The sequence below is a fragment of the Merdimmobilis hominis genome (genome assembly GCF_016901855.1).
GTDB lineage: Bacteria > Bacillota > Clostridia > Oscillospirales > Ruminococcaceae > Paludihabitans.
In genome coordinates, this window is sequence record NZ_JACJKY010000002.1 from 1 (window position 1) to 26,164 (window position 26,164).

A 26,164-nucleotide genomic window follows, 5' to 3' on the forward strand; every position below is an offset into this window, starting at 1 on the left:
GCACTATTCAGGGTGTTGCCCAAAATGTCATTAAAGCACTGTAAGCACATTGAATGAAGGAGGGGTTAAGATGCAGGTATATGTGTCCAACAGAGAAATCGAACAAATAGCGGAAGGACTGGTTCATGTGGCCTGCGGGAAGCCTCCACCGAAGCGGATAGATATTGACGCTGTTGCGGCGTATCTTGGGCTGACTGTCCGGTATGAAAAATTTGCGGAAAGCGATCCGGACAAGATCGGCTTCACTTCGGACGGAAAAAGTGCATTGACAGTCTTTCGCAATGGAAAGAAACAAAGAATCGTATTTTCGAAAGAAACCATCGTCCTCGATAGTTTCCTGCAGTATCCATGCGAAAGCAGCAGGCGTCGATTTACACTGGCACATGAAATCAGCCATATCCTGATCAACAGGGCTGATCCGACTCATGCAGCTCCCTGTTTTAACCGAGTCTATGATACAGAAAGAAGATATGATCTGAATGAACTTCGTGACAGAATGAATCTCAGTGAGTGTCAGGCAAACACAATGGCAGCCATCATCCTTATGCCGAAAGAGCTTCTTACCGCATCTGTCCGCAGGCATTTCCGAAAAAGCAAGATTCCCGTATACGGCGACTGTGTTTTCCTGCCTGAAATAAAGCTGGTCATGCAGGCGATGGCAGATGAGCTTGGCGTATCTTTTACAGCGATGCTGATTCAGCTGAGAAAATACGATCTGCTGGAAGAACGGGATATGGCAGAATACTTTGATAAGATAAAGGTAGGTGATAGAAATGGATAGCTGTCAGAGCAAACAGAGGTACGACCGTCCCCTGCCTCCGCCTGATACACAGAAGAAGCTCGATTTATGAGAAGAAGAAGCGGCTGAATTAACGCTGCGTGAGATCAGATGGCCGCGATGCAATTTCGTAATCGACAAAGTGTTTTCCGATGCAAAAGGACATTTCCTTTCCAAATGTCCAAAGTGTAAAGCACAATATGTTATGAACTTCGCCTATTTCCGAAGACAGAAAGGAGTCAGACGCCTCAAGGTAAAATACTATGGCGAGGATTACTCTGAAAAATGAATAGTAAATAACGACTTTTAATCGCGTATGCGGAGCCGATCTCAAGATCGTGACTGCCTTAGCACCGTACAAAGCCGGAATCCGACAGGATAACCCCTGTCTGTGATTCTGCTTTTACGGTGCTTTTTTTGTGCCTTCGCATCCGCTTTGTACGATGATAACAAGTCCTTTCCTCGGCTGAGCCGCTGCGGAAAGGATTTTTATGTATACAGTCTATTGGCAGAGCGCAATAGCCAGATATCCGTAATCCGGGATTTTGATCCACCCATCAAAATCTCGAAATTACGGAGGAAAGGCAAATGGCCATCCACAAAAACAAAAAATATACCCTTATGGTTTATAACACCGTCACCCACAGGAATGAAGAAGTCGAGGTCACACATGAGGTATATCACGCCTACCGCAGGACCGGATGGGGCATTGAAAACAATGACACCAGTTTTTTTGCCCACGAAATTCAGATGAGCGGGCTCATCGGCGGCGAGGAAGGCGCGTACGAGAATTTCAAGGAATTTATCGACACAGAAAATATTCCTGATAATACAGTCCTCAAGATAATGGAAATTGACGCACTGCGGAAAGCCAACACCCCGTCCAGTCAAAAGTCGAGCGTGAAACGGCATGAAAGAGCCGCGATCCGTCGCAACCAAAGAGGGCGGCCGGGTGAGAACCACGCGGAGGTGAAATTCCTGGGGAACCGAGCAGCTATCGGTTGTTTGCATGAGCGCCGTTGATCACGGAAGTTGAGAACAAATATGATCATGCAAACGCAAAACGATTTTACAGCATAAGGGGCGAGGTCTGGCCTTTGCCCCTGTGCTTTTACTTAAACCACTCGGAGGTATATAGGAATGAAAAATATAAAGCGCGGCGAAATCTACTACGCCGATTTATCTCCCGTCATCGGGAGCGAACAGGGCGGTATGCGTCCCGTTCTGATTCTGCAAAACGACATCGGAAACCGGTTCAGCCCTACTACGATTGTGATACCGCTCACTTCGATACAGAAGAAAAAATCACAGCCTACCCACGTCATCGTTGACTGTGATTTTTTAGAGAGCGAATCTACGCTGCTTTTGGAACAGGTTCGCACGATTGATAAAACACGCCTGTCCGATTATCTCGGACAGATTTCCAAAGAGGATATGGGGCGTGTCGAGGCCGCAATGGTGGTCAGCCTTGGATTCGGAGGTGCAGTCCATGACTGAAAAAGAAAACGCCGCTGTTCAGAAAGCCTCTCTCTGTTACAGCATCAATATGCTTCGCCTTCTGCTGTCCATGCAGCTGATTACCGAGGAAGAATATAACCGTATCCTCCGCCACACAGCGGAGCATTACGATCCGCAGAAAAAGATATGTCTTGTCTCTTAATTTTCACCATAGTCGCTGGATGTATGCGAACTCTTGTGGTATCCTTCGTGTTGCCGCAAGGATAAGCGGTAATACAAGCGGACAAACCGTCTGCGGAAAGGAAAAACCATGATGAAAACCATTACTGAACTAACTATCCCTAAAAAGGAAGAAAAGCTCATCCGGCTGGCTCCGTATATCCGCGTATCCAGCAATTCCGATGATCAGCTTCTTTCCTTCGCCGCACAGGTCAGGTATTACACCGACTACACGGCAGCACATTCCGAATATGAGCTGGTAGACATTTATGCTGATGAAGGCATCACCGGAACGGAGATGAAAAAGCGCGACGATTTCAACCGGCTAATCTATGACTGTAAAAAACGAAAAATTGATCGTATCATTACCAAGTCCATCTCACGCTTCGCACGGAATACCACAGAGCTGCTGACTGTAGTACGAATGTTAAGGGAAATAGGTGTCAGCGTTTACTTCGAAGAACAGGGCATCGACACGGAAACCCTTGATCTTGAAATGATCCTGACTTTCCCCGGCATGGCTGCACAGAAAGAATCAGAAACGATTTCCGAAAATATGCGGTGGAGTTATCAGAAGCGAATGGAATCCGGCGAATTCAACTGCTGTCGAGCTGCTTACGGGTATGAACTCGTAAATGGAGAGCTTCGTGTTAATGATACGGAGGCGGCAGTTGTCCGCCGGATTTTTCACCTCTACCTGCAAGGTTGCGGCAAACAGGCCATCGCTAATCAGCTCAATGCAGAGGAAGTTCCCAAACGGTACGGATACACAACATGGCATTCGTTCACCATCGATTATATTCTCAACAATGAGCGATATATGGGAGATGCGCTGCTGCAAAAGAGTTACACTACCGATGTTCTGCCGTACCGCAAAAGACGGAACCACGGTGAAAGGACACAGTTTTATGTTGAAAACAGTAATCCCGCCATTGTGAGCAGAGAAACCTATCAGGCTGTGCAGGAACTGCAAAAGAGCAAGTCCAAGGGCTGTTTTGTGAAAAAAGACCGATACCCCTTAAGCACAATGCTGAAGTGTCCCGTCTGCGGACACAACTACCGCAGACAGATTGTCAATGGAAAAGCCTATTGGGTATGCTCCTACAAAGCATCGGGACGCTTGGAATGTACCAGCGAACGCATATCTGAAGAATCAGTAAAAGAAGCCTTTGTACGGATGACAGACAAGCTTGTAAGAAACCGTGAAGACTTGCTCGGTGACCTAATCCGACAGCTTGAAAAAATGCAGAACCGCGTCAGCGGAAATCATGAAAAGGTATATCAGATAGACTGCTTGATCGCTGATATCAATGCACAGAACCTTGTAGTAACACAGCTTCATAACAAAGGGATTCTGAACAACGCCGAATTCACAGCACAATCCGGCGAACTGAGCCGAAAGGTCAGCGAGCTTCGTTCAGAGCGCCGCCGCATTCTCATGGAAGATGAGGACGATGAACTGATAGATACCCTTCACACTCTCGATGAAACGCTTGCCGAATATATTCCTGCCGATACATTCGATGAAGATCTGTTCGAGCAGATCGTTGAGAGCATCACGGTCATCAGCGGACAGAAACTGAGCTTTCGGCTTGCGGGAGGGCTTGTCCTCACAGAAAAAATCTAACGGAAAGGAGTACACTGCATGAAAATACGCAACATCCCCTTTGGATATCAATTTGACAACGGCAAAATCATCAGGCATCCTGCGGAAAGCCAGATCGTCTGTAGCATATATGAGAATTATCTGCAGGGCAGCTCACTGCTGCAAATAGCCAAAAAACTGAATGCCTGCGGTACCGAATATATGCCCGGCGTTACCGGCTGGAACAAAGCACGGCTGAAACGGATTGTGGAAGATGTCCGATACCTCGGTGATGAAACATATCCGCCGATTATAGATACAGACGCCTTCGACAAGGCTCAGAAGGTAAAAGCCGAGCGAAACACACAGAAGGCCGTTGACCGAGGTGCGGTAATATTTCAAATATCTGCACTTGTGGTATGCGGAGAATGCGGTCATCCCATGCGCCGTATGCATGACAGCCGAACATCATTCGGTGAAAAGTGGGTTTGTCAGGAGTGCGGAACCACTATAAAAATCGTCGATGACAAACTGCTTGCTGATGTTAATGAATGTCTGAACATAGTTATTGCTGATACAAGACTGATCAATGTACCGCTCAAACAAAAGGAGCCGTCCTCCTGTCTTCGCCGATTGGAAAATGAAATCGGGCGGCTGCTGGACAGTTCCGAAATGGAAAAGGAAACACTGAAAAACAAAATATTTGAATGTGCCTCGCTCCGGTATTCTGAGATGGATACCACCGAGAGCGTGACAGAAATGCTAAAAGCGGCCTTTGAAAAATCAGGGCCGCTTTCTCAATACAACCAAGAACTTACAGAACGCACCGTCTCCTCCATTAGCTTAAACCGCGACGGAAGCGTTTGCCTCACATTGAAAAACGGTCGCCAGATCAGAAAGGAGAACACAAATGGAACAGACTGCCATAATGCCTCAAAAGAGAGTACGCGCAATTCCGCCGACAATTCAGCCGGTCAATGTGTATAGCGCACAGTATACCTGCAAGCGGGTGGCTGCCTACTGTCGCGTATCCACCAAGCAGGAAGAACAGCTTAACAGCTATGAAGTACAGGTAAAATATTATACGGAACGCATCAACCGTGAAAAAGGCTGGCAGCTTGCCGGAATCTATGCGGACAAGGGAATCACAGGCACAAGCACCCGAAAGCGCGATGAATTCAACAAAATGATCAAAGCCTGCAGACGGCACAAGGTCGATATGATCATCACCAAATCCATATCACGGTTCGCAAGAAACACTGTGGACTGTCTGAAATATGTCAGGCTGCTTAAAGAACTGGGTGTAGATGTGTATTTTGAGGAACAGGGCATCCACAGCACCGATCCCGGCGCGGAATTTTATATCACTATATATGGCTCCATCGCACAGAGCGAATCTGAAAACATCAGCCACAATGTAGCTTGGGGAAAAGCGCAGAGTGCAAAAGAAGGCAATGTCTTCTTCGCCTACAAATCCTTCCTTGGATACCGAAAAGGCGCAGACGGCAAACCGGAAATCGATCCAGAACAAGCGGCCATTGTACGCTCTATTTACGAGCAGTTCCTTGCCGGAAAAAGTATGCAGGACATTGCCAACGAGCTGACCGGACAAGGCGTCCCGACACCTTCCGGGAAAAGCAAATGGCAAGCAACGGTGATTCGCTCCATCCTGTCCAATGAGAAATACAAGGGTGATGCCTTACGGGGTAAAACCTATATTGAAGACTGCATCAGCAAAAAGGTTCGAGTAAATACAGGAGAACGTCCCCAGTATTATATCGAGAACAATCATCCGGCGATTATCGACTCCGCCACCTTCGGCAGAGTGCAGGAAGAACTTGCCCGCCGCGCCGGAAAGAGAAAGGTAAAACAGGTTGGCACAAAGACGGAGCAAGGAAAATACTGCGGTAAATATGCTCTCACCGAATTACTGATCTGCGGAGAATGCGGAACACCGTACCGCAGATGCACATGGACAGTAGGCGGTCAGAAGAAGATCGTATGGCGCTGCATCAGCCGCCTCGATTACGGCAAGAAATACTGCCACCAATCACCTACAATGGAAGAAGCATCCTTACAGGATGCGATCATGGAAACCATTCTGAAAACGGCAAAAGTGAATCCCGAAATACTGCAAACACTCAAAATGCACATTCAAATGGGATTAGGTTGTGAAACGCAAGCGGATGACAGCATTGAAATTCAAATCCGCATTGCACAGATTGACAGAGAATTTAAAGAAATGCTGAACAGCGTAACTGTGCAGAATCAGGGGAGCTTACTTTCCGATCCCCGTATCGAATCATTGATCACAGAAAAAAGAATGCTTGAAAACAAGCTGGCACAGTACAGTGCGGAAAAGGAACATCGCAAAAATATCACCTCTCGGCTGGACGAGATATTCACCGTCCTTGAAGGCATGAAAAACCATCCGCTTACCTATGACGATCAGATAGTCAGGCAAATCCTTCAATGTGTGGTCGTCGAATCAAAAGAGAAAATAAAGGTAGTTTTTATCGGCGGCCTTGAAGTTGAATGTGATGTAGAGCAGGCGTAACCGCTTATGCAAGAGTTCAACTCCATCAGCCAAAATCGAAAAAATATCTTTTTTATAGTCCTTAGACAAACGTGTATTGGACGAACACTTGCTTCTTTAGCGGCGGCTTCGCCGTCAAGGTGATGCTCTGATACGAAACAGAAACCGCCATCTTAGATGAAAGTCTAAGGTGGCGGGTTTTGTTATGTCCGCACATTCGTTAATTGTGCTTTCCTTTGTTACAATACAGGCAAAGGAGGATTCGATATGCGAGATAAGAAGTATTACATAGTGCTTGATGATTTTGAACGGCGGGTGATTGTGAACTGCCTGAACGAAATGCGGAACAAGATTATTGCTGACGGCAAGTACACCGATGCGGTGGATGAAGTTCTATTGAAAATCATTGGTGCAAAACAAAAGAAATTCAAAGTAATTTACAAGGAGGCGTGATTATGGAAAAGTACATTTATGACGAAAAGAACGGTCTTTGGTTCGAACTTCAAGGTGACTACTATCTACCGTGTTTAAAACTGCCCGAAGGAGAACAACAGCCTGTCGGTTTATGGGGACAGCGACATTTGCAGTATATCAAGCAAAATCGTAAGGTCTTTTATCTCAATCTGCTGACAAGCGGTAAACTGAACGGCTACCTCTCAGATATTGACAAACAGGCTGAGGAGATGTTTTTTCGCTTGGTAAAACAGATAGCGGAGCATGAGGGTGTTACCGAGAAACTCAAAGCGGATAATCAAATGAAATGGGTTGCTCAAATGAATAACATCCGCAGCAGAGCAAAGGAAGTCATAAATAATGAATTGATTTTTTCATAAAAGATTAACGGTGCTGTAAAGATCAAAAGGATTTACAGCACCGTTTTTGCGTATTCATTTTTTGTTTAACAAATTATTCAACCTTCATCATTCTGTAACCAACGCCGATATGTGTTTGGATATATTGTGGAGAATCTGCGTCCTTTTCCAGTTTTTTGCGGAGCGTTGCCATAAAGACGCGCAGAGAGGCAATATCGTTATCCCAACAACTGCCCCAAATGCTCTGTGTAATAAAGGTATGGGTTAAAACCTTGCCTATATTTCTTGAAAGCAGACACAGAAGTTTATATTCAATAGGTGTAAGGTGCAATTCTTCATCGCCTAAATAGGCGCATCCTGCGGCATAATCTATACGAAGCTGACCGTTTGTGAAAACGGACGCTTCGGCGGCGGTCTCGTTCTGTATCATATTAAGCCGCCTTTGCGTTACCCTGAGCCTTGCCAAAAGTTCTTCCACCGAAAACGGTTTGGTCAGATAATCGTCGGCGCCTGCATCGAGTGCGTCAATTTTATCGGTATCTTCGCTTCGTGCGCTGATAACGATAATCGGCATATTCGACCAAGTGCGGATTTTTTTAATAACATCAACGCCGTCAATATCGGGAAGTCCTAAATCTAAGAGGACAATATCGGGATTGTGCGATGACGCTTCCAAAATGGCGGTGGAACCGTTAGGTGCGGTTAAGTATCTGTAATCGTGCGCTTTAAGGGTTGTTGTAATAAGATTTTTGACCGAATTATCATCTTCAACAACCAATATCAATGGTTTATTCATGAATTTCTACCTCCCCGGCAGGTAATGTAACAGTGAACACCGTGCCGTGCGGTGTGTTGTCTGAAACGGTTATTTTGCCGCCGTGTGCATTTACAATGGAACGGCACAGCGACAAGCCCATCCCCAAGCTGCGGCGGCTGTCGGCTATTTTATTTGCACCGCTGTAAAACATATCAAATACCCGCTCTTTCATATCATCGGGTATCCCGTCGCCGTCATCGGCAATGGTTATAACAGCTTTATCTTCCTGCTTCCAAGTTTTAATCAAAATATTAGAACCTTTAGGCGTGTATTTAATGGCGTTATCCACAATATTTATAATAACCTGTACCATAAGCTTTGCGTCCATTTTGGCGAGCAGATAATCTTCTTTATGCCGAACGGTAATATGATGTTCTACGCTTTTTCGGTTCACATGATGCAGCGCTTCTGTGATGACATCGTCTACTAAATCCTCTGTAATGTTGAGATTAAGCCGTCCTTCTTCGATTCTTGCGACCGAAAGCAGATTTTCCACCAAATTGATAAGCCACATAGAGTCATCGTAAATATCGGTATAAAGCTGATTCTTTGTCGCTTCGTCAAAGGAATTGCCGTTTGATATAAGGTTGCTTGCATTGCCTGAAATGGAAGTAAGCGGCGTTCGCAAATCGTGGGAAATAGCCCGCAAGAGATTGGCACGGAGCTGTTCATTCTTAGCGAGAATTGCCGCTTCTTCTTTCTCTCTTGCATTCTTTTCGTTTTCCAGCGACAAAGCACATTCGCCGAGTATAGACAAAAGAATACTCTTTTCAAACGAATCAAGCGGCTCATTGCCTATATAAATGCCGACAACACCGTAGACTCGGCTGTTTACCCTTACAGCAAGGCATAGGCATTTTGCACTTGAAAGCGTTTCGGTAGTAGCGCCTGCGTGCTTGTTATTTTTCAGTACCCACTCTGCAACCGCCTTTTCATTTATACCGGTTATTTCCTCGTCCGTTTTGTCACCTGAAACGGTAAAAATATGCGGCTCGCTTAAAGTTTCGTTTTCTGACAAATAGAACACAATATCCTTACCGAGCAGTTTAATAAGTTGATTTGCCGTTGCAGAAACGATTTCGTTTTTGCCCTTTGCCTGCTGTAAAAGCTGGTTTGTGTCAAACAGCACCTTGGTTCTGTAAGCAGCCTGCGCAGCCTGCTTTGCATGATTTTTGAGCTTTACGGCAAGAGAGCTTGTAAGCAGCGCCGCCAAAAACATAATCAAAAAGGTGACAGGATAGCCTTGATCGTAAGCCTGAAGAGTGAAGTGCGGTTCGGTGAAGAAAAAGTTGAAAACCAATATGCTGACAATAGAGGATATCAGACTGTAAATTCGATGCCTTGTCACAACCGAGGTTACAAGGACACCGAGAACATATACCGTTATAATATTGGCTTCTGCAAAGCCCAAGTATCGAAACAGCATTCCGATACAGCTTGACAAAATCAAAATAGCAACGCTTTTCAAGAGATCGGAAACCGAGAACACGATTTCATTTTTCTTCCTTGCTTTTTTGACACGGTATGCTACACTTTTTCCTTCTGTGTCCGGTATAATATGCACATTCAAATTCGGCGTACTTGCAATTAACTTATCTGTAAGCGTAGGTTTAGAGAATATGCTCCTTCGGGTTGCAGCGCTCCTGCCAATCACGATTTTCGACACGCCCGACAGCCTTGCAAACTCAGCTATTTGAAAAGGTACATCTTCCCCGTACACAGTTTCGATTTTTGCGCCGAGCTGTTCCGCAAGACGCATATTGCTCCGCAGTCGCTTTACATCTTCCTCGGACATGACCTGATAATCAGGGGTTTCCACAAACAGCGCGGTAAAAGCACCCTTAAAGGCATTCGCCATTCGGGCAGCAGTACGAATGATTTTGGGATTGGACGGCGATGATGAAAGGCAGACAAGGATATGCTCGTCCGTATGATAATCGCTGTGGCTTTTAATTCTTACAGCTTCGGTAAGCAGATTTACTCTATCAGCGCAGCGTCGCAAAGCAATTTCACGAAGCGCCGTAAGATTTTCCACGGTAAAGAAATTCTCTATTGCACGCTCAGCCTGAGTCGGGTTATAAACTTTACCCGCTTGCAGCCGTTCAATCAATTCCTGCGGCTCAATATCAACAAGCTCAACCTGACCGGCATTATCAAATACCGAATCGAGGATACGCTCGTGTACCATAATGCCCGTTATAGATGCAACGGTGTCATTGAGACTTTCAATATGCTGAACATTTACCGTGGTATAAACATCTATTCCCGCATTAAGCAGCTCTTCAATATCCTGATAACGCTTTGTATGTCGGCACACAGGCGCATTGGTATGGGCAAGCTCATCCACAAGGATTAACTGTGGGTGCCTGGCAAGCGCAGCATCAAGATTAAATTCCGAAAGAGTAATTCCGTTATATTCCGAAACAAGATTCGGAAGACATTCCAGCCCGTTTACAAGTGCAGAGGTCTGCGGACGGGCGTGCGGTTCAATGTAACCTGCAACAACATCAACACCGCGCCTCTTTGCCGAATGTGCGGCTTTCAGCATGGCATAGGTTTTGCCTACGCCTGCGGCATATCCGAAAAATATCTTCAAATGCCCGCGATTAAGGCTTTGTTCTTCCTTTTCAATTTGCTTCAAAATCTGTTCCGGGCTTTGCCTTGTTTCGTCCATAAAAACACCTCCTGTAAGTCTCATATTTTAAGAGAGCGAAATTAAAAGAATTTTTTCCTTTTGAAGTAAATAAATTCGACGACTGCAATAATCAGCGCAACAAGTATAACAACCGGGTAACCGTACCGCCATTTAAGCTCAGGCATATAGGCAAAGTTCATTCCGTACCATCCCGTGATTAAAGTAAGAGGCAGGAAAAAGGTTGTGACGATTGTGAGAATCCCCATAATTTTATTTTGCCGTGCGTCTTGCTTTGACTGATAAAGCTCACGAAGCTGAAGCATATTTTCACGAAGCAGCTGAACATGATTTTGCAATCTCTCGGCACGATAGGCAAATTTATCCCAGTCCTGCGTATCGTCTGCAAATGAAGAACACGCGCGGGATTGAAACAACTCTCCGATATTTGTCAGTTGTTCATAGTAAGCGTTTAATTCGGACAGCTTTTGCCTGTGTTTTGTGAGCAAAGGGAAAAAGTCTGCCGAACCGCCGGAACCGATATTTTCTTCCATTTTCTCTGTTTCTGACTCTATGTGAGAAAGATAGAGAACATCATCTTCTATCATTTGCTCCATAAACTGCAAAAGAAGCTGAGCCGGGCTGTTCAGTTCCTGAAGCATACCTATCCGTTTGTCTACCCATAATTTCAAATCGCCTACATCTTCGACAAATAAGAGCGACTGTCCCGTCAAATAAAAGCCGAAAGAAAGCTGCGGTGAACGCTGTTCGCTTTTCTGAGGCAGGCGTAAGGTCCCGATGATGCAGTTTTTGAACACTTCCGCTTTACAGTAACGAATCGATCCGAGGCAGTGGAGAAGTTCTTTATAATACGGCAGTTGTTCTTTACATTCGTGAAATTCCGCCGTACTCATAACCGTGAAAAACGGTTTTCTATCGCCGCAGTTTTGGGCGGCTTGCAGACTCCCGTCTTTTGAATCAATGAAGTATTGCATCACAGCACCTCCTTTCCGCTCTTTATTATATCACAGTATGAAAGTATTTTCTACTTTATATATTCCGCATTGATTGCCGCTTGATTTGACAAAAGCAAATCAGAAAAGCTATTGGCAAGGGCATTGCTTGAGGTCTTTTTCCATACCACAGCGGTCTGACTTCCTGAAGGATTCAGCGGTTCTATCGTACATCCTGCTTGCTCACAGATAATACTATGTTGCTTTGTAGAAATGATAAGACAGTTGTAGGTATCGCCATTTGCAGAAGCATTGTTTTCTATAAAGCCAAAGTCAATGCGATTTTTGTTTAGCTTATGGATAGGGCAAGATAACATTCTTTGCGCATGATGTCGCCAATTCGGTAACGCTCCTGAATTTTCAAATCCGTATTTCCGACAGCCAAAATGTGACGGAGGAAATCTCCCTCCGTCACACTTCCCACATACTGTTCTTCTTCATTCAGCACGGGTATGGCAGTATATCCGTGCGCACGAAAGCGTTCCAGTCCCTGACGGACCGTATCATTCTCACGGAGGAACACGGTGGAAATTTTCGGAATCATGATTTTGATAATGTTCATAGTGTGATTACTTCTCCAAAATTCCGTCCAGCATCAAATTCACTTTAAGAACATTAACGGTTTCTTCACCGAAAATACCTAAGAACTTACCGTCAGTGCATTTTTGAATAACCTCCCGCACCTCGTCCTCGGTCATATTGTTTGCTTTTGCAATTCTTGCTACCTGATACTCAGCGGCGGCAGGTGAAATATGCGGGTCAAGTCCGCTGCCCGAGCAGGTTACAAGGTCAACGGGGATTGCCGTTTCGTCCATATCGGGATTGGCCGCTCTGAGCTTTTCCACACGCTCCCGAACCAAAGCCTCATATTCTTCGCTTGCCGGGGAAAGATTGGACGGTGCGGCATACATCAGAGTTTTTCCGTTTTCGTCCTTGTAGGTTGAAACATCAATATTCATAATGCGCCCCCACATATGCCCGTCATCCGTATACTGTTGACCGAGCAGCTCACAGCCGTACTTTTTTCCGTCAACCTCAATAATACTTCCGTTTGCTTTATCAGGAAAAATAAGCTGTGCAATGCCTGTTACAATACCTGTATAAACCACGCCGCAGAGCAATGTAAAAATAAGAAAGATTATAGCCGCTCTCGGCAGTACATTTTTCAATGTTTTCATTATAAATTCCTCCTTATGCAAGCCCGAAAAGAACTAACAGCATATCAATCAGCTTAATGAAGATAAAAGGTGCCGCAAGACCGCCGAGACCGTAAATTAACAGATTGCGTGACAAGAGCTTGCCTGCCGGCACCTCACGGTATTTAACGCCTTTGAGTGCCAGCGGAATCAACGCAATAATAATCAGCGCGTTGTAAATTATTGCCGATAAAACAGCGCTTTGCGGGGAATGAAGTCCCATAATGTTAAGTGCCGAAAGCCCCGGATAAAGCCCCATAAACAAGGCGGGGATAATGGCGAAGTACTTTGCCACATCATTAGCTATCGAAAAGGTGGTCAGACTGCCTCTTGTCATTAAAAGCTGTTTGCCGATGCGGACAATATCAATAAGCTTTGTCGGCGACGAATCAAGGTCAACCATATTGCCCGCTTCCTTTGCCGCCTGTGTGCCTGTGTTCATCGCAACCGCCACATCGGCCTGCGCAAGTGCGGGAGCGTCGTTTGTGCCGTCGCCCGTCATTGCCACAAGGTGTCCCTTGGTTTGAAAATCCCGTATCATATGAAGCTTGCCTTCGGGCGTTGCTTCGGCAAGAAAATCGTCCACTCCGGCTTCTGCCGCAATAGCGGCGGCGGTCATCGGGTTATCGCCCGTAATCATAATGGTTTTTATGCCCATTTTGCGAAGATCAGCAAATTTTTCCTTTACGCCCTGCTTGATAATGTCTTTCAGATGAATAACGCCTAAAATCTTATGATTTTTCGCTACAACAAGGGGAGTTCCGCCTTGGTTCGCAATCTCTTTAACGATTCGGTCGCATTCATTAGAATAAATGCCGCCGTTTTCGGTCACATATTCCTGCATAGTGTCGGCGGCTCCCTTGCGGATTTCGTTGCCGTCGTAATCAACTCCGCTCATACGGGTTTTCGCCGTAAAGGGGATAAAGGTCATATTCTTGTCGGAAAGCTCTCTGCCGCGAATATTAAATTTTTCTTTTGCGAGAATAACTACACTTCTGCCCTCAGGCGTTTCATCGGCAAGCGAGGATAGCTGCGCCGCATCGGCAAGCTCCTGTTCACTTGCACCGTCTACCGGAATAAAGGCGCTCGCCTTTCGGTTGCCAAGTGTAATCGTGCCTGTTTTGTCAAGCATAAGTATGTCCACATCGCCTGCGGCTTCTATAGCTCTGCCGCTCATAGCAAGAACATTTGCCTGATTAAGTCGGCTCATTCCCGCAATACCGATAGCCGAAAGCAAGGCGCCGATGGTGGTAGGGGCGAGGCAGACAAGCAGAGCTACCAGGGTAGTAACAGAGGTCGGATTATCAATTCCCGCCTGCTTTGCCGAGAATATGGAATAGGTATACAGCGACACAGTGACAAGAATAAATATAATGGAAAGTGCAACAAGGAAAATCTGCAACGCGATTTCATTAGGCGTCTTTTTTCTGGATGCGCCCTCGACCATTGCAATCATTTTATCAAGGAAGCTTTCGCCTGCTTCGTTCGTTATCTGCACGACAATCCAATCGGAAAGTACGGTTGTACCGCCTGTTACGGCGCTTCTGTCGCCGCCCGCCTCACGGATAACGGGTGCGGATTCGCCTGTGATAGCACTTTCGTCTACCGAGGCCGCACCCTCAATAACCTCACCGTCGCCCGGAATTTGCTCTCCTGCTTTTACAATGACAATATCGCCTTTTTTAAGCAAAACGGAAGAAACGGCGGTTATCTGCTCCTTTTTATCGGCAGATGGTATTTTATGCACCTCTACATCTTTCTTTGAAGCTCTCAGAGCGTCCGCCTGCGCCTTTCCGCGTCCTTCTGCAATTGCTTCGGCAAAATTTGCAAAAATACAGGTAAACCACAGAATAATGGCGATTGCCAAGGTGTAGCCGCTTGAAGCGTCTTTTAATCCGAACAGAGAAACAATCCACAGCCCGGTTGTCAGGATAGCCGAAATATACACCAAAAGCATAACAGGGTTTTGCACCTGTGTTTTGGGGTTTAGTTTTATAAATGAATCTTTTATGGCTCTGCCGAGCATCTTTTTATCGGCAAAAGCACTTTTTGTTTTCGATGCCATAACAGTGCCTCCTTAAATAACATTACTGAAAAATTCAGCCAGCGGTCCTAATGCCAACGCAGGGAAGAAGCTGAGCGCGCCTATAATAAGGACAATTAGTATCAGCAGGAATACAAACATACCGTTTGTGGTGGAAAGTGTACCCGCGCTTGTTGCAATCTTCTTTTTCCCTGCAAGACTTCCCGCAATCGCCAGCGTTCCGATGATAGGCAGGAAACGGGCAAACAGCATGACAAGACCGAGCGAAACATTTAAAAATACGGTATTTGCATTAAATCCGGCAAAGGCAGAGCCGTTATTACTGCCGCAGGAAGAATATGCGTATAGAAGTTCGGAAAAGCCGTGCGCTCCGCCATTGTTAAGACTGTCCGCTACGCTCGGAACTACCGCCGCAATACCGCTGCCTATAAGAATGGCAATCGGCGTAGCAAGGCAAACAAGCACAGACCATTTCATCTCGTAAGGTTCAATCTTTTTGCCTAAAAACTCAGGTGTTCTGCCGACCATAAGCCCGGCTATAAATACCGTCAGAATGGCAAATGCAAGCATACCGTAAAGACCGCAGCCAACGCCGCCGAAGATAACCTCGCCGAGCTGCATCAGGAGCATTGTCACCATACCGCCGAGCGGCGTGTAGCTGTCGTGCATAGAGTTTACAGAGCCGTTGGAAGCTGCCGTTGTAAATGCCGCCCATGTTGAGGATGTTGCAATGCCGAATCGGGTTTCCTTACCCTCCATATTGCCGCCTGCTTGGTCGATCATAGAGATGTTGACGCCATCCTGTGCAAGCTGCGGTGTTGCAACCTGTTCGCTGACGGCGATCGTGCCGAGCGCCAACACAAGGCATATAAACATCGCCATAAATATTGCAACGCCCTGTTTTTTGTTCTTTACCGCCTTGCCAAAGGTGAAGCACAGCGCCGCAGGAATAAGCAAAATTGAAAGCATTTCAATTAAATTTGTAAAGGCGTTCGGATTTTCGAGCGGATGAGCGGAGTTAACACCCATATAACCGCCGCCGTTTGTGCCTGATTGCTTAATGGCGACCTGACTTGCCGCAGGGCCCATAGGTACAAACTGTTCGGTAACAATTTCGGCGTCTTCTATTTTTTTACCGTCAACTGTTACGGTATTTGTATCAAGGTCAATCTCGGCGTTTTCAAGGATTTCGCCGTCTGCGCTTACCGCAATCGGTTCAACGAGCGATACGGTTTCAGCTCCTTTAAGGTTTTGAATAACGCCGCCGCCTACAAGACAAAGTGAGATTACAAGATTAAGCGGAATCAAAATATGAATGATGATTCTCGTTATATCAACCCAAAAGCTGCCTAAGCCATCGGCTTTTACTTTTATAAATCCCCGTATCAGGGCAAACAGCACGGCAATGCCCGTAGCTGCGGAAACAAAGTTCTGCACGGTAAGTCCGAGCGCTTGCGTAAGATAGCTTAATGTAGACTCGCCGCTGTATGCCTGCCAGTTTGTATTGGTTACAAAGCTTGCCGCTGTGTTAAAGGACAAATCCCATTTTACGCCCGAAAGCCCCTGCGGATTTCCGGGAAGAACTCCCTGCAAAAGCTGAAGCAAAAACAGAAAAACAAGACCGATGCCTGAAAAAATCAGAACTGAAACGGCATATTTTTTCCAGTTCATTTGCTCGTCCTTTTTGACGCGCATAACCTTATACACAGCGTCTTCACAGGGCGTTAGAATTTTTGAAAGAAAGGTTTTCTCTCCGTTCATTACCTTCTTGATATAAGCACCGAGCGGAATCGCCAAAGCAATAAGAACGACGAGATAAAGTATGTATTGTATTACCGAACTCATTTTTGTTCATCCCCTTTCATCAGTATATAGACATAATAGATTAGCAGTGCCGCAGCACAAAGACCGATAAATCCGATTATAATATTCATAGTCTTACCTCCTTGCCTGATATTTTAACAGCATAAAGATTAAATTGGGATTAGCAGAATTTACAGCGTATTAAAACTATATTAAGGCGCTTACAGCCACCCGAAAATCAAAGCAATAGGAACCGTAATAATTACGGTGAAGAAAAACACGGCAACGAGAACACAAATCAGCATACCGATAAATACCGCAAAAAAGGACAGATACGGATGCTTGAATGCGAAATGCTCCGCACGTGCTTCAATGCGCTTATCAAATTCGTGTATAGCTTTAAATATGGCTGACATATTTAATCCCTCCTTACGCTAACAGAATAGCACAGGAGAAATAAAAACGGGAAAAAGACCTCATTGATTACTGTTAAGAAAAAATAAAGTCTCAATTAGTGGAACTTACCTGCCAAAATAGAAAGCGGCGGCAGAAAGAATAGAATCTTCCTGCCGCCGCTTTTTGCTAATTCATATTAAATTTTTTATTGCTTTTCTTATCTTATCCAATGCTTTTCACACTTATTATGAGCCGTATTTGCCGAGCTGTATTCGTGATCGGTGGCAATGTCGGTATACATCATCGGCTTAATGGGTTTCTTCTTGGGATCGCCGTATTCGTCGAGGTCATCATAATCCATATAGAAGGTACTGTGACAATCAAAGCAGAAGCCGAGCCGCTGGGCGAGCATCATTCTCTCCGTGTATTCGAGCTTGTCATAGGCATCCCACAGACGGGCGTATAGTTCGCCCTTCATATACAGCGTGTACGTGTCGGAGGTGGTCTCGGGGTGCGCTTCTTCTGTGCTTTCCGCTTCATCATCCTCTGCATACTGCTGATAGAGGTCAACACGGTTTTCGTTAAGCAAGCCGCCGAGCAGAATTTCTTTTGTATCTTCTACGGTTTCGCTAAGCTCAGCGGCAACCGTTTCAAGTACAGCATCAGCATAACTGCGGTCATATTTATCCCACACCGCCATTGCTTTGCGGAGTTTGGTATATTCCGCAATGCTTTGTGCTGTGAAGCCTGTACGCATAGAGCGCACATAGTCCAGTATCTCCCGTTCTACATACCGTTCCTTGAATGAGGTAAACGGTGCGCCTTGCTCAATATCATAATTCGTTAATGCTTTGAGCAAGCCGGCGATATACGCCTGTTTCATATCCGCAAAATGCTCCGGCATAAAGAGCTTTCGCATATATCCCTGCACATTGTTGTTAAGCGTTTTTTCATAATAATGCAGAAACCAAGCAAAATAGCAGTTATCTTTCTCTTTCAGATAGGTCACAATATATTCCTGCAAATCCCACTTCGGCGGTGCCGGAACAATGCGGTACATATTCAAATCCTTTTCGTCAATATACGTTTCTTTCACGGCACTCACCTCCAATCTGTGTTATTTGCCGTTCAATCGTCTGTCGGCTTCGGCATAGAGCCTTTCACGGCTCATATCCGTTTCATACTGCCCGTTGGCATAGTCGGGATCGTTCTTGGCAAGCTGCATATATTCCTTTGCCAGAGCAAGGGCGGCAGTTGCCAAAGCATTATCAATTTTTACTCTCTGTCGCTCCACACGGATAGCGGAACAACGGTTTTTGTAAATGCGGATAACGGGGTTTCCGTCTGCAAGTTCCTTGCGGTTGATTCTTGCTGCGTATTTTCGGCAAGTAATGGCTTTGCCCTTTAGTTTGAACGGCGCATATCCCGTACAGTATTTCTGCCGTGCCGCAGAGGTCATAAGGAAATACTTTTTGCAGATAACGCATTGCCTTGGATAATGTCCGTGATGTAAGCCTTCAAAAAAGTCGGTAATCACAAAACTGTAATAGCTGTCAAAGTAGAGTCTGCGAGCAAGGGTTTCCGTTTTGCTTCGTGTGGATTTTAATATGGGGACGTATTCCGTTGTTACAGGGAACGGAACCGAGCCGAATATTTCTAATGCTATCGGGAGCAGATGTTCCTCGTCAAAGCGGTCGGCTTCATCCACACGACTCGCAAAGGTTTTAAGTTGTTCAAAGGATTTCATCAGGTCGTCTCTCAGACCATCATAAAAGGCAAGAGTTTTCTTAACCTCACTCAGCAAAGCGGCGGCTTCCTTGAAAAAGTCCTCGTCAAATTCTTTTGGGAGGATGTTAAACATTGTTTGTCCTTTATCCATAGCCATTACTTTAGAACGGCGCTGAAAATATTCAACGATTCTATTGCCGTTTTCCTCAGTAAAAAGTGTCGCTATTCTGTTACGCTCAGCATCTACATCAAGCATATCAAAAGGCTTTAACCAAGGAAGTGCGTTAAAAATATTCAGTATGTCCGCACCGGCTCTTAAAAAATTAGGCACGAACAAATATCCTTTTTCCAGAGTACCCTCTATAAGCCAAGTATCACTTGTAAACACAATGATCCGTGCAGCGGTATCGTTAATATAATATTGTGTCAGCAGGTGCGCCGCAAAAGTTCCTGCAGGATAACTTTTGCCGCCGATATGCACTCTGCCGTCACGATAATCGGCACTGAAAAAGCTGATTTTATCCATATTCCGCTATACCCCCATACTAATACTATCAAAAGAAGTGTCCCATAAAACTCCCTTTAGTTTATCGGAACAAAAAAGTTTTTCAAATATTTTTCTGAACATTTTTGTTTTCGTAAAGTACACTTTTGATTATTATATCACAAAAACTCCGTATTTTCAAGGCGTTCGCGGTGTTACGCTTTTTGATTTCTGTGTGTTATCTCACTTTTCCAAGAACTCGTTTTCGTGTGTATTAAAATATATGAGGGAGCGAAAACCTCACAAATACTCAGGGCATTGCCGTCGGGAAACCGGCGGCTTATTTATTGCCCGAAAACGAAGGGAGGAAAGGTCTATGATGAAGATCACACCGAAGCAAGTAGAAAAGGTTCACCGTCTTGTCAGAAAGCTTTGTGCCAACTGTGATGAGGACGGCAACTGCATCCTGCTTGACGATGGCGAAGCACACCGCTGTGTGCAGCTTATCTCTATCTACGGTAACTGTGAGCTTCGCTCCCTCACGGTGCAAGTCACAGAAAACAGACGAATACCACCTACGGTGTGTGTCTTACACCGTAACAAGCAGGGACTTTGTGTGCCAAAGTCCCAATCAAAAGCCGCAGATTTTCTTGCGGCTTTGCTCTTTGGGGGCTTACCACCCCCCCAATCCCCCCGGAAAGGAGAGATGATATTATGGGGAAAGATATACGAATTGCCGTGCGTGTCACGGCAAAAGAAGAAGAGAAAATACAGTCAAAAGCCCGAAAGTGCGGGCTTTCAACAACTGAATATGTAAAGCAAAGAGCGTTAGGGTACGAGCCGAGAGGTATTCCGCCTGACGCTCTTTTTCTTTGTCTTGAAAAGCTGGGTGAGCTTGCAGATAAAGCGAGTTCGCCGGAACTGGATATAGAAATCCGAACTGTACTGAAAGAAATTACAGCAGCTTTTCTATTGCCGGGAAAGGGGTGATGTATTTTGGCTGTTACTGGGTTCTGGCCTATATACAAAAACCTAAAAGCAACGCTTGACTATGCCGACAATCCCGACAAGACCACTGCAAGAGAATATCTTGACGATGATTTGTATGCGGCGCTTTCTTACGCCGAGAACGATAATAAGACCGACCGCAAAATGTATGTCGGCGGTATTAACTGCTCAAAGCAGAATGCCTATGCCGAAATGAATGCCGTACAGCGGCGGTTCGGGATTCGTGGCAAAGTCGTCGGTTATCACGGAATACAAAGCTTTGCGACGGGCGATGTTACACCGGAGCAGGCTTTTGAAATCGGAAAAGCTACCGCCCGACAGATGTGGGGCGATAGGTATCAGGCGCTTGTGACAGTTCACCTGAACACTGACAATGTGCATTGTCATTTCGTTGTAAATCCCGTGTCATTTAAGGACGGTACAAAGTTTCAAAACAAAATCGGCGACCACAAGGAGCTTCGCCGTGTGTCGGATGAAATGTGTCGGGAGCACGGTCTTTCTGTTCTTGAAAACAGTAGCTTCTACGGAGGACACAAAAAGGATTATTGGCGGCACAAGTCAGGCAAGAAAACGCACCGGGACTATCTCCGTGAGGATGTAGAATACTGCTTGACTTTCGCAACCTCTCCGAGAGAATTTGAAAGCCAGTTATATGCGCTTGGATATACGCTTGATCCCGTTCGTTTTTCTGTAAAGGCAAAGCACTGGGAGCGCTCTGTTCGGCTTGCAAATATCGGTTTTACAAAAGAAATCGTGCAGGCGCAGTTGGATAAAAACGCCGAGTGCAGATACCGCCTGTTCACTTTGGAATACAGACCGCCGTACAATCCGAAAAAGTTTCCGCTGGAGAATGAACTGCGAAAGCTTGAGTTTGCCATTGACCACAGTTATGATGCGGCAACTGTTTTAGTAGATACGATTTTCTATCTCGTTATAACAGTAATCCAAATTGCCGCCGAGATTGCCGATTTAATGCTGTTGTCGCCTGATTTAAGGGCGGCGAAAAAGGAGGCGAAAAAGGATTTGAAAGAGCTTGTAGCAGATTACCGATTTATGAAGGAACAGAATATTCACACCGTAGCCGATTTGCAAACCAACATCGACGAAAGCAAAGCACAATTATCCGATTTGGAGCGTGAGCGCAAAACACTTAGCAACCGTATCCGTCGCCCGAAATCGCCGGAGGATGAAAGCCAAAACAAAGAGTGCCGAAAAGCGATCAGTAAACAAATGAAGCCTGTTCGTGAAAGGCTTCGCCGTGCGGAGAAGATTTTGGAGAAGTCTCCGAATTTGTATGAATTATTAAAACAAGAGCACGAGCTTGAGAGAAAAGCCCGTGCGAGATATTTAGATAGGAGTAGATGAAAATGAAAGATAAAGTCATCCACAACTCCTGTAGTAATTCCCAACGGAAAGCATCCGCCCAGCTTCGGCTTGATATGCTTTTCCAAAACCGTATCATACTTGATGTAGGTGGATTCCCGTATTTTGCTCTTTCGCAAGCGCAACCATTCGTTGCAGTAAAAAGCAAAGCGATGGCGTGTGTCGGTCTGCGGTGTCGGTTTGCCTGCAAGCAAAGCCGCCTTGTATTTTGTGACTTTTTCCTTTGCCTCCTTGTAGGTTTTACCGTAACAAAAGCCGTACTTGATTTTGCCGGACAGTTCATAGCTCTTGATATACCGAGCCTCCCACCGTCCGTCTTTTCTCTTGAAAATGTTTTCACCCTTCTTCATCGTTTGAAGCCTCCTGTTTTTATTGTCCGATCGGACACCATATATTTTAGCAAGTAGAATTAACTGTTTTCTGACTGCGCACCGGACTGTCCATTCCTGTCGGGAAAATAGTGTTGTTTATGGCATGACGCTTTTCGACAACCAAAATTCCGAAATTTTCTTGGAAAATGGCAGGAATCAATCGAAATCACTGGATTTTTTCGCAGAACGGTACTATAATTTCCTTGTATATATGAGTGAATAGCCCTCGCAGAGTGCCAAACTCTATGAAAAGCTTCGGTAAAGGCGGTACTAAGCCGCATTTATTTTGCCGGCAGAATAAGTAGGTGCTTATTCTTACAAAGGAGGCCGTCAGAGTTGTGTCGCAGGTAGATAAAACCGCCGAAAGAAAAGAAAGCAACGACTGTTGAACTCTACAATAAACAACCGGAGGAAAACACGCCGTTTCAGGTTGGTAATATGTTCCCCGGCGACAGCGAAACAAAATACTTCCGTGTGAGGGTATCCTACCACGATAAAATCACCGTGCATTACAAAGCTACCATTCGCCCCGGCTATGAGAAATTAGCCGAGGTGCTGAAGGTGCGTGTCAAGCTGCTCTCCACGGGCGAAACGATGTATGACGGACTTATGCGGGATATGCCCGAAAGTCTGACGCACAAATTTGCGTCCCAAAAATCTACCACCGACGAGCTGTACTATGAAATTACGGCTTATTTAGATACAAGCGTAGGCAACGATTATCAGAATAATGACTTGATTGCCGATTTCAAATGGTGGGTCGAGGAAACAGGAAACCTCGACGATTCTCCGCAGACAGGCGATACTTCAAACATTCTGCTGTGGGCGGTGCTTGCAGCCGGCTCACTCGGTATGATAATCATCCTGCTTGTAACCCGCAGGCGTAAGGAGGATGAGGAAAATGTCTGAAACAAAAACCGTTAAAAAACTGACCGGCGGCATTATTGCCATTATCGTCCTTGTCGTTTGCCTTTGCATTACCACCTTCGCCCTTGTGTATGCTTCCGTTTCGGTGGAAAACAATCTGTTCCGCACAGGCGAGATAAAAATCAACCTCAACGACGGCAAGCCCGTCATTCGGGAGCACGAATTTCTCTTTGAGCCGGGAATGACCGTTGTAAAGAACTTCTTTATTGAAAATGACAGCACCTGGGATGTGTATTACCGCCTTTATCTCGATAATGTTTCGGGCGAGCTCAGCCGTGTGCTGACCGTGACGATAAAGGACGGCGATAAGACCCTCTACTCCGGCACGGCAAACGAACTGACAAAACAGAATGTTATAGCCGCCGATGATACCCTCAAAATCGGGCAGCGGCGCAATCTGACAGTTGTGTTTCACTATCCCGAAACGGCGGGAAACGATACGCAGAGTTTGGATTTGACCTTCACCCTCTGCGCCGAGGCAACGCAAACGAAAAACAACCCGAATAAGCTGTTCGGGTAAAAAGGAAAGAACCGGTCAATGCAAACACCCAACACAGAAACCGACAAATGCGCTTGCGCGGATGCGATACCGGCATCCCGAAGGACACGCCGATTTCTAATGCTATATCGAATTGTATGTTCATAAATCCGAGGACGAAACCACCGTTTCCCTCGATGAAATGAACGAGCTGATTCGGCTGAGCCGGGGATAAGCCAAGGAGCGAGCAAATGAAAGCATTAAAAATAATCCGAAGTATATTTGTGTGGCTGATGGTGGCGCTTGCCGTTTTTATGATGATATTCACCATCGTGTCGGTGTCCACCTTTGACCGTGCCGACCGTAGCTTATTCGGCTATAAGGCGCTCATCGTTTTGTCCGACTCCATGAGCAAAACCGACTTCAATGCGGGCGATTTGGTGCTCGTGAAAGAGGTTGACCCCTCCACGCTCAAAGAGGGCGACATTATCGCCTATACCTCGCAGAATACATCCAACTACGGCGAAACCGTCACCCATAAGATACGAAAATTAACCACCGACGCAAACGGCGAACCGGGCTTTGTTACCTACGGTACAACCACAGACACCGACGATGAAACCGTCGTGACCTATCCGTATGTGCTGGGTAAATACAGCAGTCATATCCCGAAGGTGGGTACTTTCTTTCAGTTTTTGAAAAGCACACCCGGCTATATCGTTTGTGTTCTCATTCCGTTTCTGCTCCTCATTCTGTTAGAGGGCATCCGCTGCATCCGTCTGTTCCGCAAATATAAAGCCGAACAGCAGGCAGAGTTACAGGCAGAAAGAGATAAGATCGAAGCCGAACGTGCCGAAACCCAGCGTATGATGCAGGAACTGCTGCAAATGAAAGCGCAGATGGCGCAAAGCAACGGCGGCGAAACGCCGAAAACGGACGAAACACCGTCCGACACACCTATGGTGTAATCACGGGAAAACCGTGTTTATATATTGTCATTAAAAAATATAGAATAAGGAGGTAAAACACAATGACAAGCAGTAAATCCACCAAGCGGGCATTGGTTTCCAGCACACTGGCTATCCTTATGTGCGTGGTAATGCTCATCGGCACCACCTTTGCGTGGTTCACGGACAGTGTGACGAATACGGGCAACCGGATTCAGGCAGGAAATCTGGACATTGAAGTGGAGTACACTCTTAACGGAACAGAGTGGGCAAAACTCGACGAAGACGCCGATCTGTTCGGCAACGGGCTTTTCGAGCCGGGCTACACCCGTGTCGTAGCGTTCCGCATTTCCAACGAGGGCAATCTGGCGCTGAAGTACAACATGAGCATGAACCTTGTCAGTGAGACAAAGGGCATCAACAAGGCGGGCAAGGAGTTTGCTCTCTCCGACTATCTGAAGGTCAAGACCTCTCCCATTCAGGAGGCCAATGAGATCGGCGGCATTATGGTCGGTATTGCATTTGACCGCGATGCTTCCAAGGCTATCGGCTGGAATCCTGAAACCAATTTCAAGGATACAAAAGTGATGACCAGCGATCAGGTTCTCACCGCCGGTCAGCAGGTCTATTTCATCATGCAGGTCTACATGCCGGAATCCGTCGGTAACGAAGCCAACGCCATCAGCAAGGAAAATACCCCGTCTATCGACTTCGGCGTCAATTTCGTGGCAACGCAGGCCACTGTCGAGAGCGACGGTTTCGGCAACGATCAGTATGATAAGGATGCTACTTATCCCGTAATCGTTTTTAATCAGCAGCAGGCAAACGATGCAATCACGAATGCTACCGATAAGAAGGCAAACATTTCTATTGCTTCGGGTCAAACCATCACTCTTGACAATGGCATTGCAAATGAGGGGGATAAGAGCCGCGACATCACTTTCAGCGGTGACGGCAGCCAGACTGTAGATGTTATTACAAATGCTGTCAGCGCAGAGGGCGGACAGTTGAACTATCAGCGTGGCTCTTCTTTCACATTCGAAAACCTCACCATTCAGGCTGGCGAAGGCAACTTTGATGGTATTGTCTGCGACGAACTGACCTTTAAGAACTGCACCATCAAGGGCAAGCTGACCCTGTACGGCAAGGCCACCTTCATCGACTGCGTCTTTGAAAATACCATGGACAACCAGTACTCCATCTGGACCTGGGGCGGCACGGATGTGACGTTTGAGGACTGCATCTTCGACACCAACGGCAAGGCAATCCTGCTCTACGGCTCAGCGAACACCAATCTTGTCGTAAACAACTGTACCTTCAATGACCGCAAGAACGGCACTGCCGGTAAAGCGGCTATTGAAATCGGTAATGATTACGACGCTACCTATACCTTGACCGTTAACAACGCTACTGTTAACGGATTTGCTGCTGGCAAAAACACCGGTTCCAACCTGTGGGCAAACAAAAACAGCATGGATGCAGCACATCTCACCGTTACTATTGACGGAAACAAGGTTCATTAACCTTTTTCAAGTCCTCTCCACCTTCG

Annotated in this window: 27 protein-coding genes and 1 pseudogene; 17 read left to right on the forward strand and 11 right to left on the reverse strand. The window is 46.0% G+C overall.

Features of this window, described 5'->3' with window-relative positions:
• Positions 1–70 precede the first annotated feature (70 nt).
• The 9 genes from H6A12_RS01320 (at position 71) to H6A12_RS01360 (ending at position 7,409) form a co-directional block, all read left to right on the forward strand.
• Complete coding sequence (locus H6A12_RS01320) at positions 71–781, forward strand: ImmA/IrrE family metallo-endopeptidase (protein WP_204444014.1); 711 nt, start codon at positions 71–73, stop codon at positions 779–781.
• A 585-nt stretch (positions 782–1,366) separates the two neighbouring features.
• Positions 1,367–1,801, forward strand: a complete 435-nt coding sequence (locus H6A12_RS01325) for a hypothetical protein (protein ID WP_204444016.1) — start codon at positions 1,367–1,369, stop codon at positions 1,799–1,801.
• Between the two features lie 117 nt (positions 1,802–1,918).
• Positions 1,919–2,275 carry a type II toxin-antitoxin system PemK/MazF family toxin gene (locus H6A12_RS01330; RefSeq protein WP_204444018.1) on the forward strand — a complete coding sequence of 119 codons (357 nt, stop codon included), beginning with the start codon at positions 1,919–1,921 and terminating at the stop codon, positions 2,273–2,275.
• Entirely contained in the window at positions 2,268–2,438 is a 171-nt protein-coding gene (locus H6A12_RS01335; RefSeq protein WP_204444020.1) for an SHOCT domain-containing protein, read from the forward strand. The genes H6A12_RS01330 and H6A12_RS01335 overlap by 8 nt, the downstream gene beginning before the upstream one ends.
• Positions 2,439–2,549: 111 nt before the next feature.
• Positions 2,550–4,082, forward strand: coding sequence for a recombinase family protein (locus tag H6A12_RS01340; protein WP_204444022.1), 1,533 nt, complete (start codon positions 2,550–2,552; stop codon positions 4,080–4,082).
• 18 nt (positions 4,083–4,100) lie between these two features.
• Entirely contained in the window at positions 4,101–5,027 is a 927-nt protein-coding gene (locus H6A12_RS01345; protein WP_204444024.1) for a recombinase family protein, read from the forward strand.
• Positions 4,951–6,597, forward strand: a complete 1,647-nt coding sequence (locus H6A12_RS01350) for a recombinase family protein (protein ID WP_204444026.1) — start codon at positions 4,951–4,953, stop codon at positions 6,595–6,597. The genes H6A12_RS01345 and H6A12_RS01350 overlap by 77 nt, the downstream gene beginning before the upstream one ends.
• A gap of 246 nt (positions 6,598–6,843) precedes the next feature.
• Positions 6,844–7,029, forward strand: a complete 186-nt coding sequence (locus H6A12_RS01355) for a hypothetical protein (protein ID WP_177646896.1) — start codon at positions 6,844–6,846, stop codon at positions 7,027–7,029.
• Positions 7,030–7,031: 2 nt separating this feature from the next.
• Entirely contained in the window at positions 7,032–7,409 is a 378-nt protein-coding gene (locus H6A12_RS01360; RefSeq protein ID WP_177646899.1) for a TnpV protein, read from the forward strand.
• A 73-nt stretch (positions 7,410–7,482) separates the two neighbouring features.
• On the opposite strand, the gene H6A12_RS01365 is transcribed toward H6A12_RS01360, so the two are convergent.
• The 10 genes from H6A12_RS01365 to H6A12_RS01415 form a co-directional block, all read right to left on the reverse strand.
• Positions 7,483–8,184 carry a response regulator gene (locus H6A12_RS01365; RefSeq protein WP_177646901.1) on the reverse strand — a complete coding sequence of 234 codons (702 nt, stop codon included), beginning with the start codon at positions 8,182–8,184 and terminating at the stop codon, positions 7,483–7,485.
• The gene (locus tag H6A12_RS01370) at positions 8,177–10,879 is read right to left on the reverse strand and encodes a sensor histidine kinase (RefSeq protein WP_204444028.1); all 2,703 of its coding nucleotides are present in this window, start codon (positions 10,877–10,879) and stop codon (positions 8,177–8,179) included. Before H6A12_RS01370 ends, H6A12_RS01365 begins: the two co-directional genes overlap by 8 nt.
• 41 nt (positions 10,880–10,920) lie before the next feature.
• Positions 10,921–11,832 carry a magnesium transporter CorA family protein gene (locus tag H6A12_RS01375; protein ID WP_204444030.1) on the reverse strand — a complete coding sequence of 304 codons (912 nt, stop codon included), beginning with the start codon at positions 11,830–11,832 and terminating at the stop codon, positions 10,921–10,923.
• Positions 11,833–12,139: 307 nt separating this feature from the next.
• Positions 12,140–12,412 carry a CBS domain-containing protein gene (locus tag H6A12_RS01380; RefSeq protein ID WP_243415252.1) on the reverse strand — a complete coding sequence of 91 codons (273 nt, stop codon included), beginning with the start codon at positions 12,410–12,412 and terminating at the stop codon, positions 12,140–12,142.
• Positions 12,413–12,419: 7 nt separating this feature from the next.
• A complete protein-coding gene (gene kdpC / locus H6A12_RS01385; RefSeq protein ID WP_204444032.1) occupies positions 12,420–13,028 on the reverse strand; it encodes a potassium-transporting ATPase subunit KdpC in 609 nt (202 codons plus the stop codon).
• A gap of 13 nt (positions 13,029–13,041) precedes the next feature.
• Positions 13,042–15,111, reverse strand: coding sequence for a potassium-transporting ATPase subunit KdpB (kdpB, locus tag H6A12_RS01390; protein WP_204444034.1), 2,070 nt, complete (start codon positions 15,109–15,111; stop codon positions 13,042–13,044).
• A gap of 12 nt (positions 15,112–15,123) precedes the next feature.
• Positions 15,124–16,935, reverse strand: a complete 1,812-nt coding sequence (gene kdpA / locus H6A12_RS01395; protein ID WP_204444036.1) for a potassium-transporting ATPase subunit KdpA — start codon at positions 16,933–16,935, stop codon at positions 15,124–15,126.
• Between the two features lie 179 nt (positions 16,936–17,114).
• On the reverse strand, positions 17,115–17,309 hold the full coding sequence (locus tag H6A12_RS01400; RefSeq protein ID WP_204444038.1) for a hypothetical protein: 195 nt from the start codon (positions 17,307–17,309) through the stop codon (positions 17,115–17,117).
• A 197-nt stretch (positions 17,310–17,506) separates the two neighbouring features.
• Complete coding sequence (locus tag H6A12_RS13345) at positions 17,507–18,385, reverse strand: sigma-70 family RNA polymerase sigma factor (protein ID WP_243415253.1); 879 nt, start codon at positions 18,383–18,385, stop codon at positions 17,507–17,509.
• Between the two features lie 21 nt (positions 18,386–18,406).
• Positions 18,407–19,543: a DUF6076 domain-containing protein gene (locus H6A12_RS01415; protein ID WP_204444040.1), complete on the reverse strand. Its 1,137-nt coding sequence runs from the start codon at positions 19,541–19,543 to the stop codon at positions 18,407–18,409.
• Between the two features lie 337 nt (positions 19,544–19,880).
• On the opposite strand from H6A12_RS01415, the gene H6A12_RS13350 reads away from it, so the two are divergent.
• The 3 genes and pseudogenes from H6A12_RS13350 to H6A12_RS13745 all read left to right on the forward strand — a co-directional run.
• Positions 19,881–20,318 carry a cysteine-rich VLP domain-containing protein gene (locus tag H6A12_RS13350; RefSeq protein ID WP_243415258.1) on the forward strand — a complete coding sequence of 146 codons (438 nt, stop codon included), beginning with the start codon at positions 19,881–19,883 and terminating at the stop codon, positions 20,316–20,318.
• Complete coding sequence (locus H6A12_RS01425) at positions 20,216–20,491, forward strand: plasmid mobilization protein (RefSeq protein WP_204444335.1); 276 nt, start codon at positions 20,216–20,218, stop codon at positions 20,489–20,491. Before H6A12_RS13350 ends, H6A12_RS01425 begins: the two co-directional genes overlap by 103 nt.
• 111 nt (positions 20,492–20,602) lie before the next feature.
• A pseudogene (locus tag H6A12_RS13745) lies at positions 20,603–20,995 on the forward strand (relaxase/mobilization nuclease domain-containing protein); the annotation flags it as partial.
• A 584-nt stretch (positions 20,996–21,579) separates the two neighbouring features.
• Here H6A12_RS13745 and H6A12_RS13750 read toward each other — a convergent pair.
• Positions 21,580–21,996, reverse strand: coding sequence for a hypothetical protein (locus H6A12_RS13750; RefSeq protein WP_430623623.1), 417 nt, complete (start codon positions 21,994–21,996; stop codon positions 21,580–21,582).
• On the opposite strand from H6A12_RS13750, the gene H6A12_RS01435 reads away from it, so the two are divergent.
• The 5 genes from H6A12_RS01435 (at position 21,877) to H6A12_RS01455 (ending at position 26,138) form a co-directional block, all read left to right on the forward strand.
• Complete coding sequence (locus tag H6A12_RS01435) at positions 21,877–22,299, forward strand: hypothetical protein (protein ID WP_204444337.1); 423 nt, start codon at positions 21,877–21,879, stop codon at positions 22,297–22,299. The two genes, H6A12_RS13750 and H6A12_RS01435, sit on opposite strands and share 120 nt — an antisense overlap.
• A 402-nt stretch (positions 22,300–22,701) precedes the next feature.
• Complete coding sequence (locus tag H6A12_RS01440; RefSeq protein ID WP_204444044.1) at positions 22,702–23,172, forward strand: LPXTG cell wall anchor domain-containing protein; 471 nt, start codon at positions 22,702–22,704, stop codon at positions 23,170–23,172.
• Positions 23,165–23,710 (forward strand): TasA family protein, encoded by a 546-nt coding sequence (locus H6A12_RS01445; protein WP_204444046.1) that lies wholly within the window; start codon positions 23,165–23,167, stop codon positions 23,708–23,710. The genes H6A12_RS01440 and H6A12_RS01445 overlap by 8 nt, the downstream gene beginning before the upstream one ends.
• Before the next feature lie 209 nt (positions 23,711–23,919).
• Complete coding sequence (locus tag H6A12_RS01450; RefSeq protein ID WP_204444049.1) at positions 23,920–24,636, forward strand: signal peptidase I; 717 nt, start codon at positions 23,920–23,922, stop codon at positions 24,634–24,636.
• Positions 24,637–24,698: 62 nt separating this feature from the next.
• Positions 24,699–26,138, forward strand: a complete 1,440-nt coding sequence (locus H6A12_RS01455; RefSeq protein WP_204444051.1) for a right-handed parallel beta-helix repeat-containing protein — start codon at positions 24,699–24,701, stop codon at positions 26,136–26,138.
• Positions 26,139–26,164: the final 26 nt, after the last annotated feature.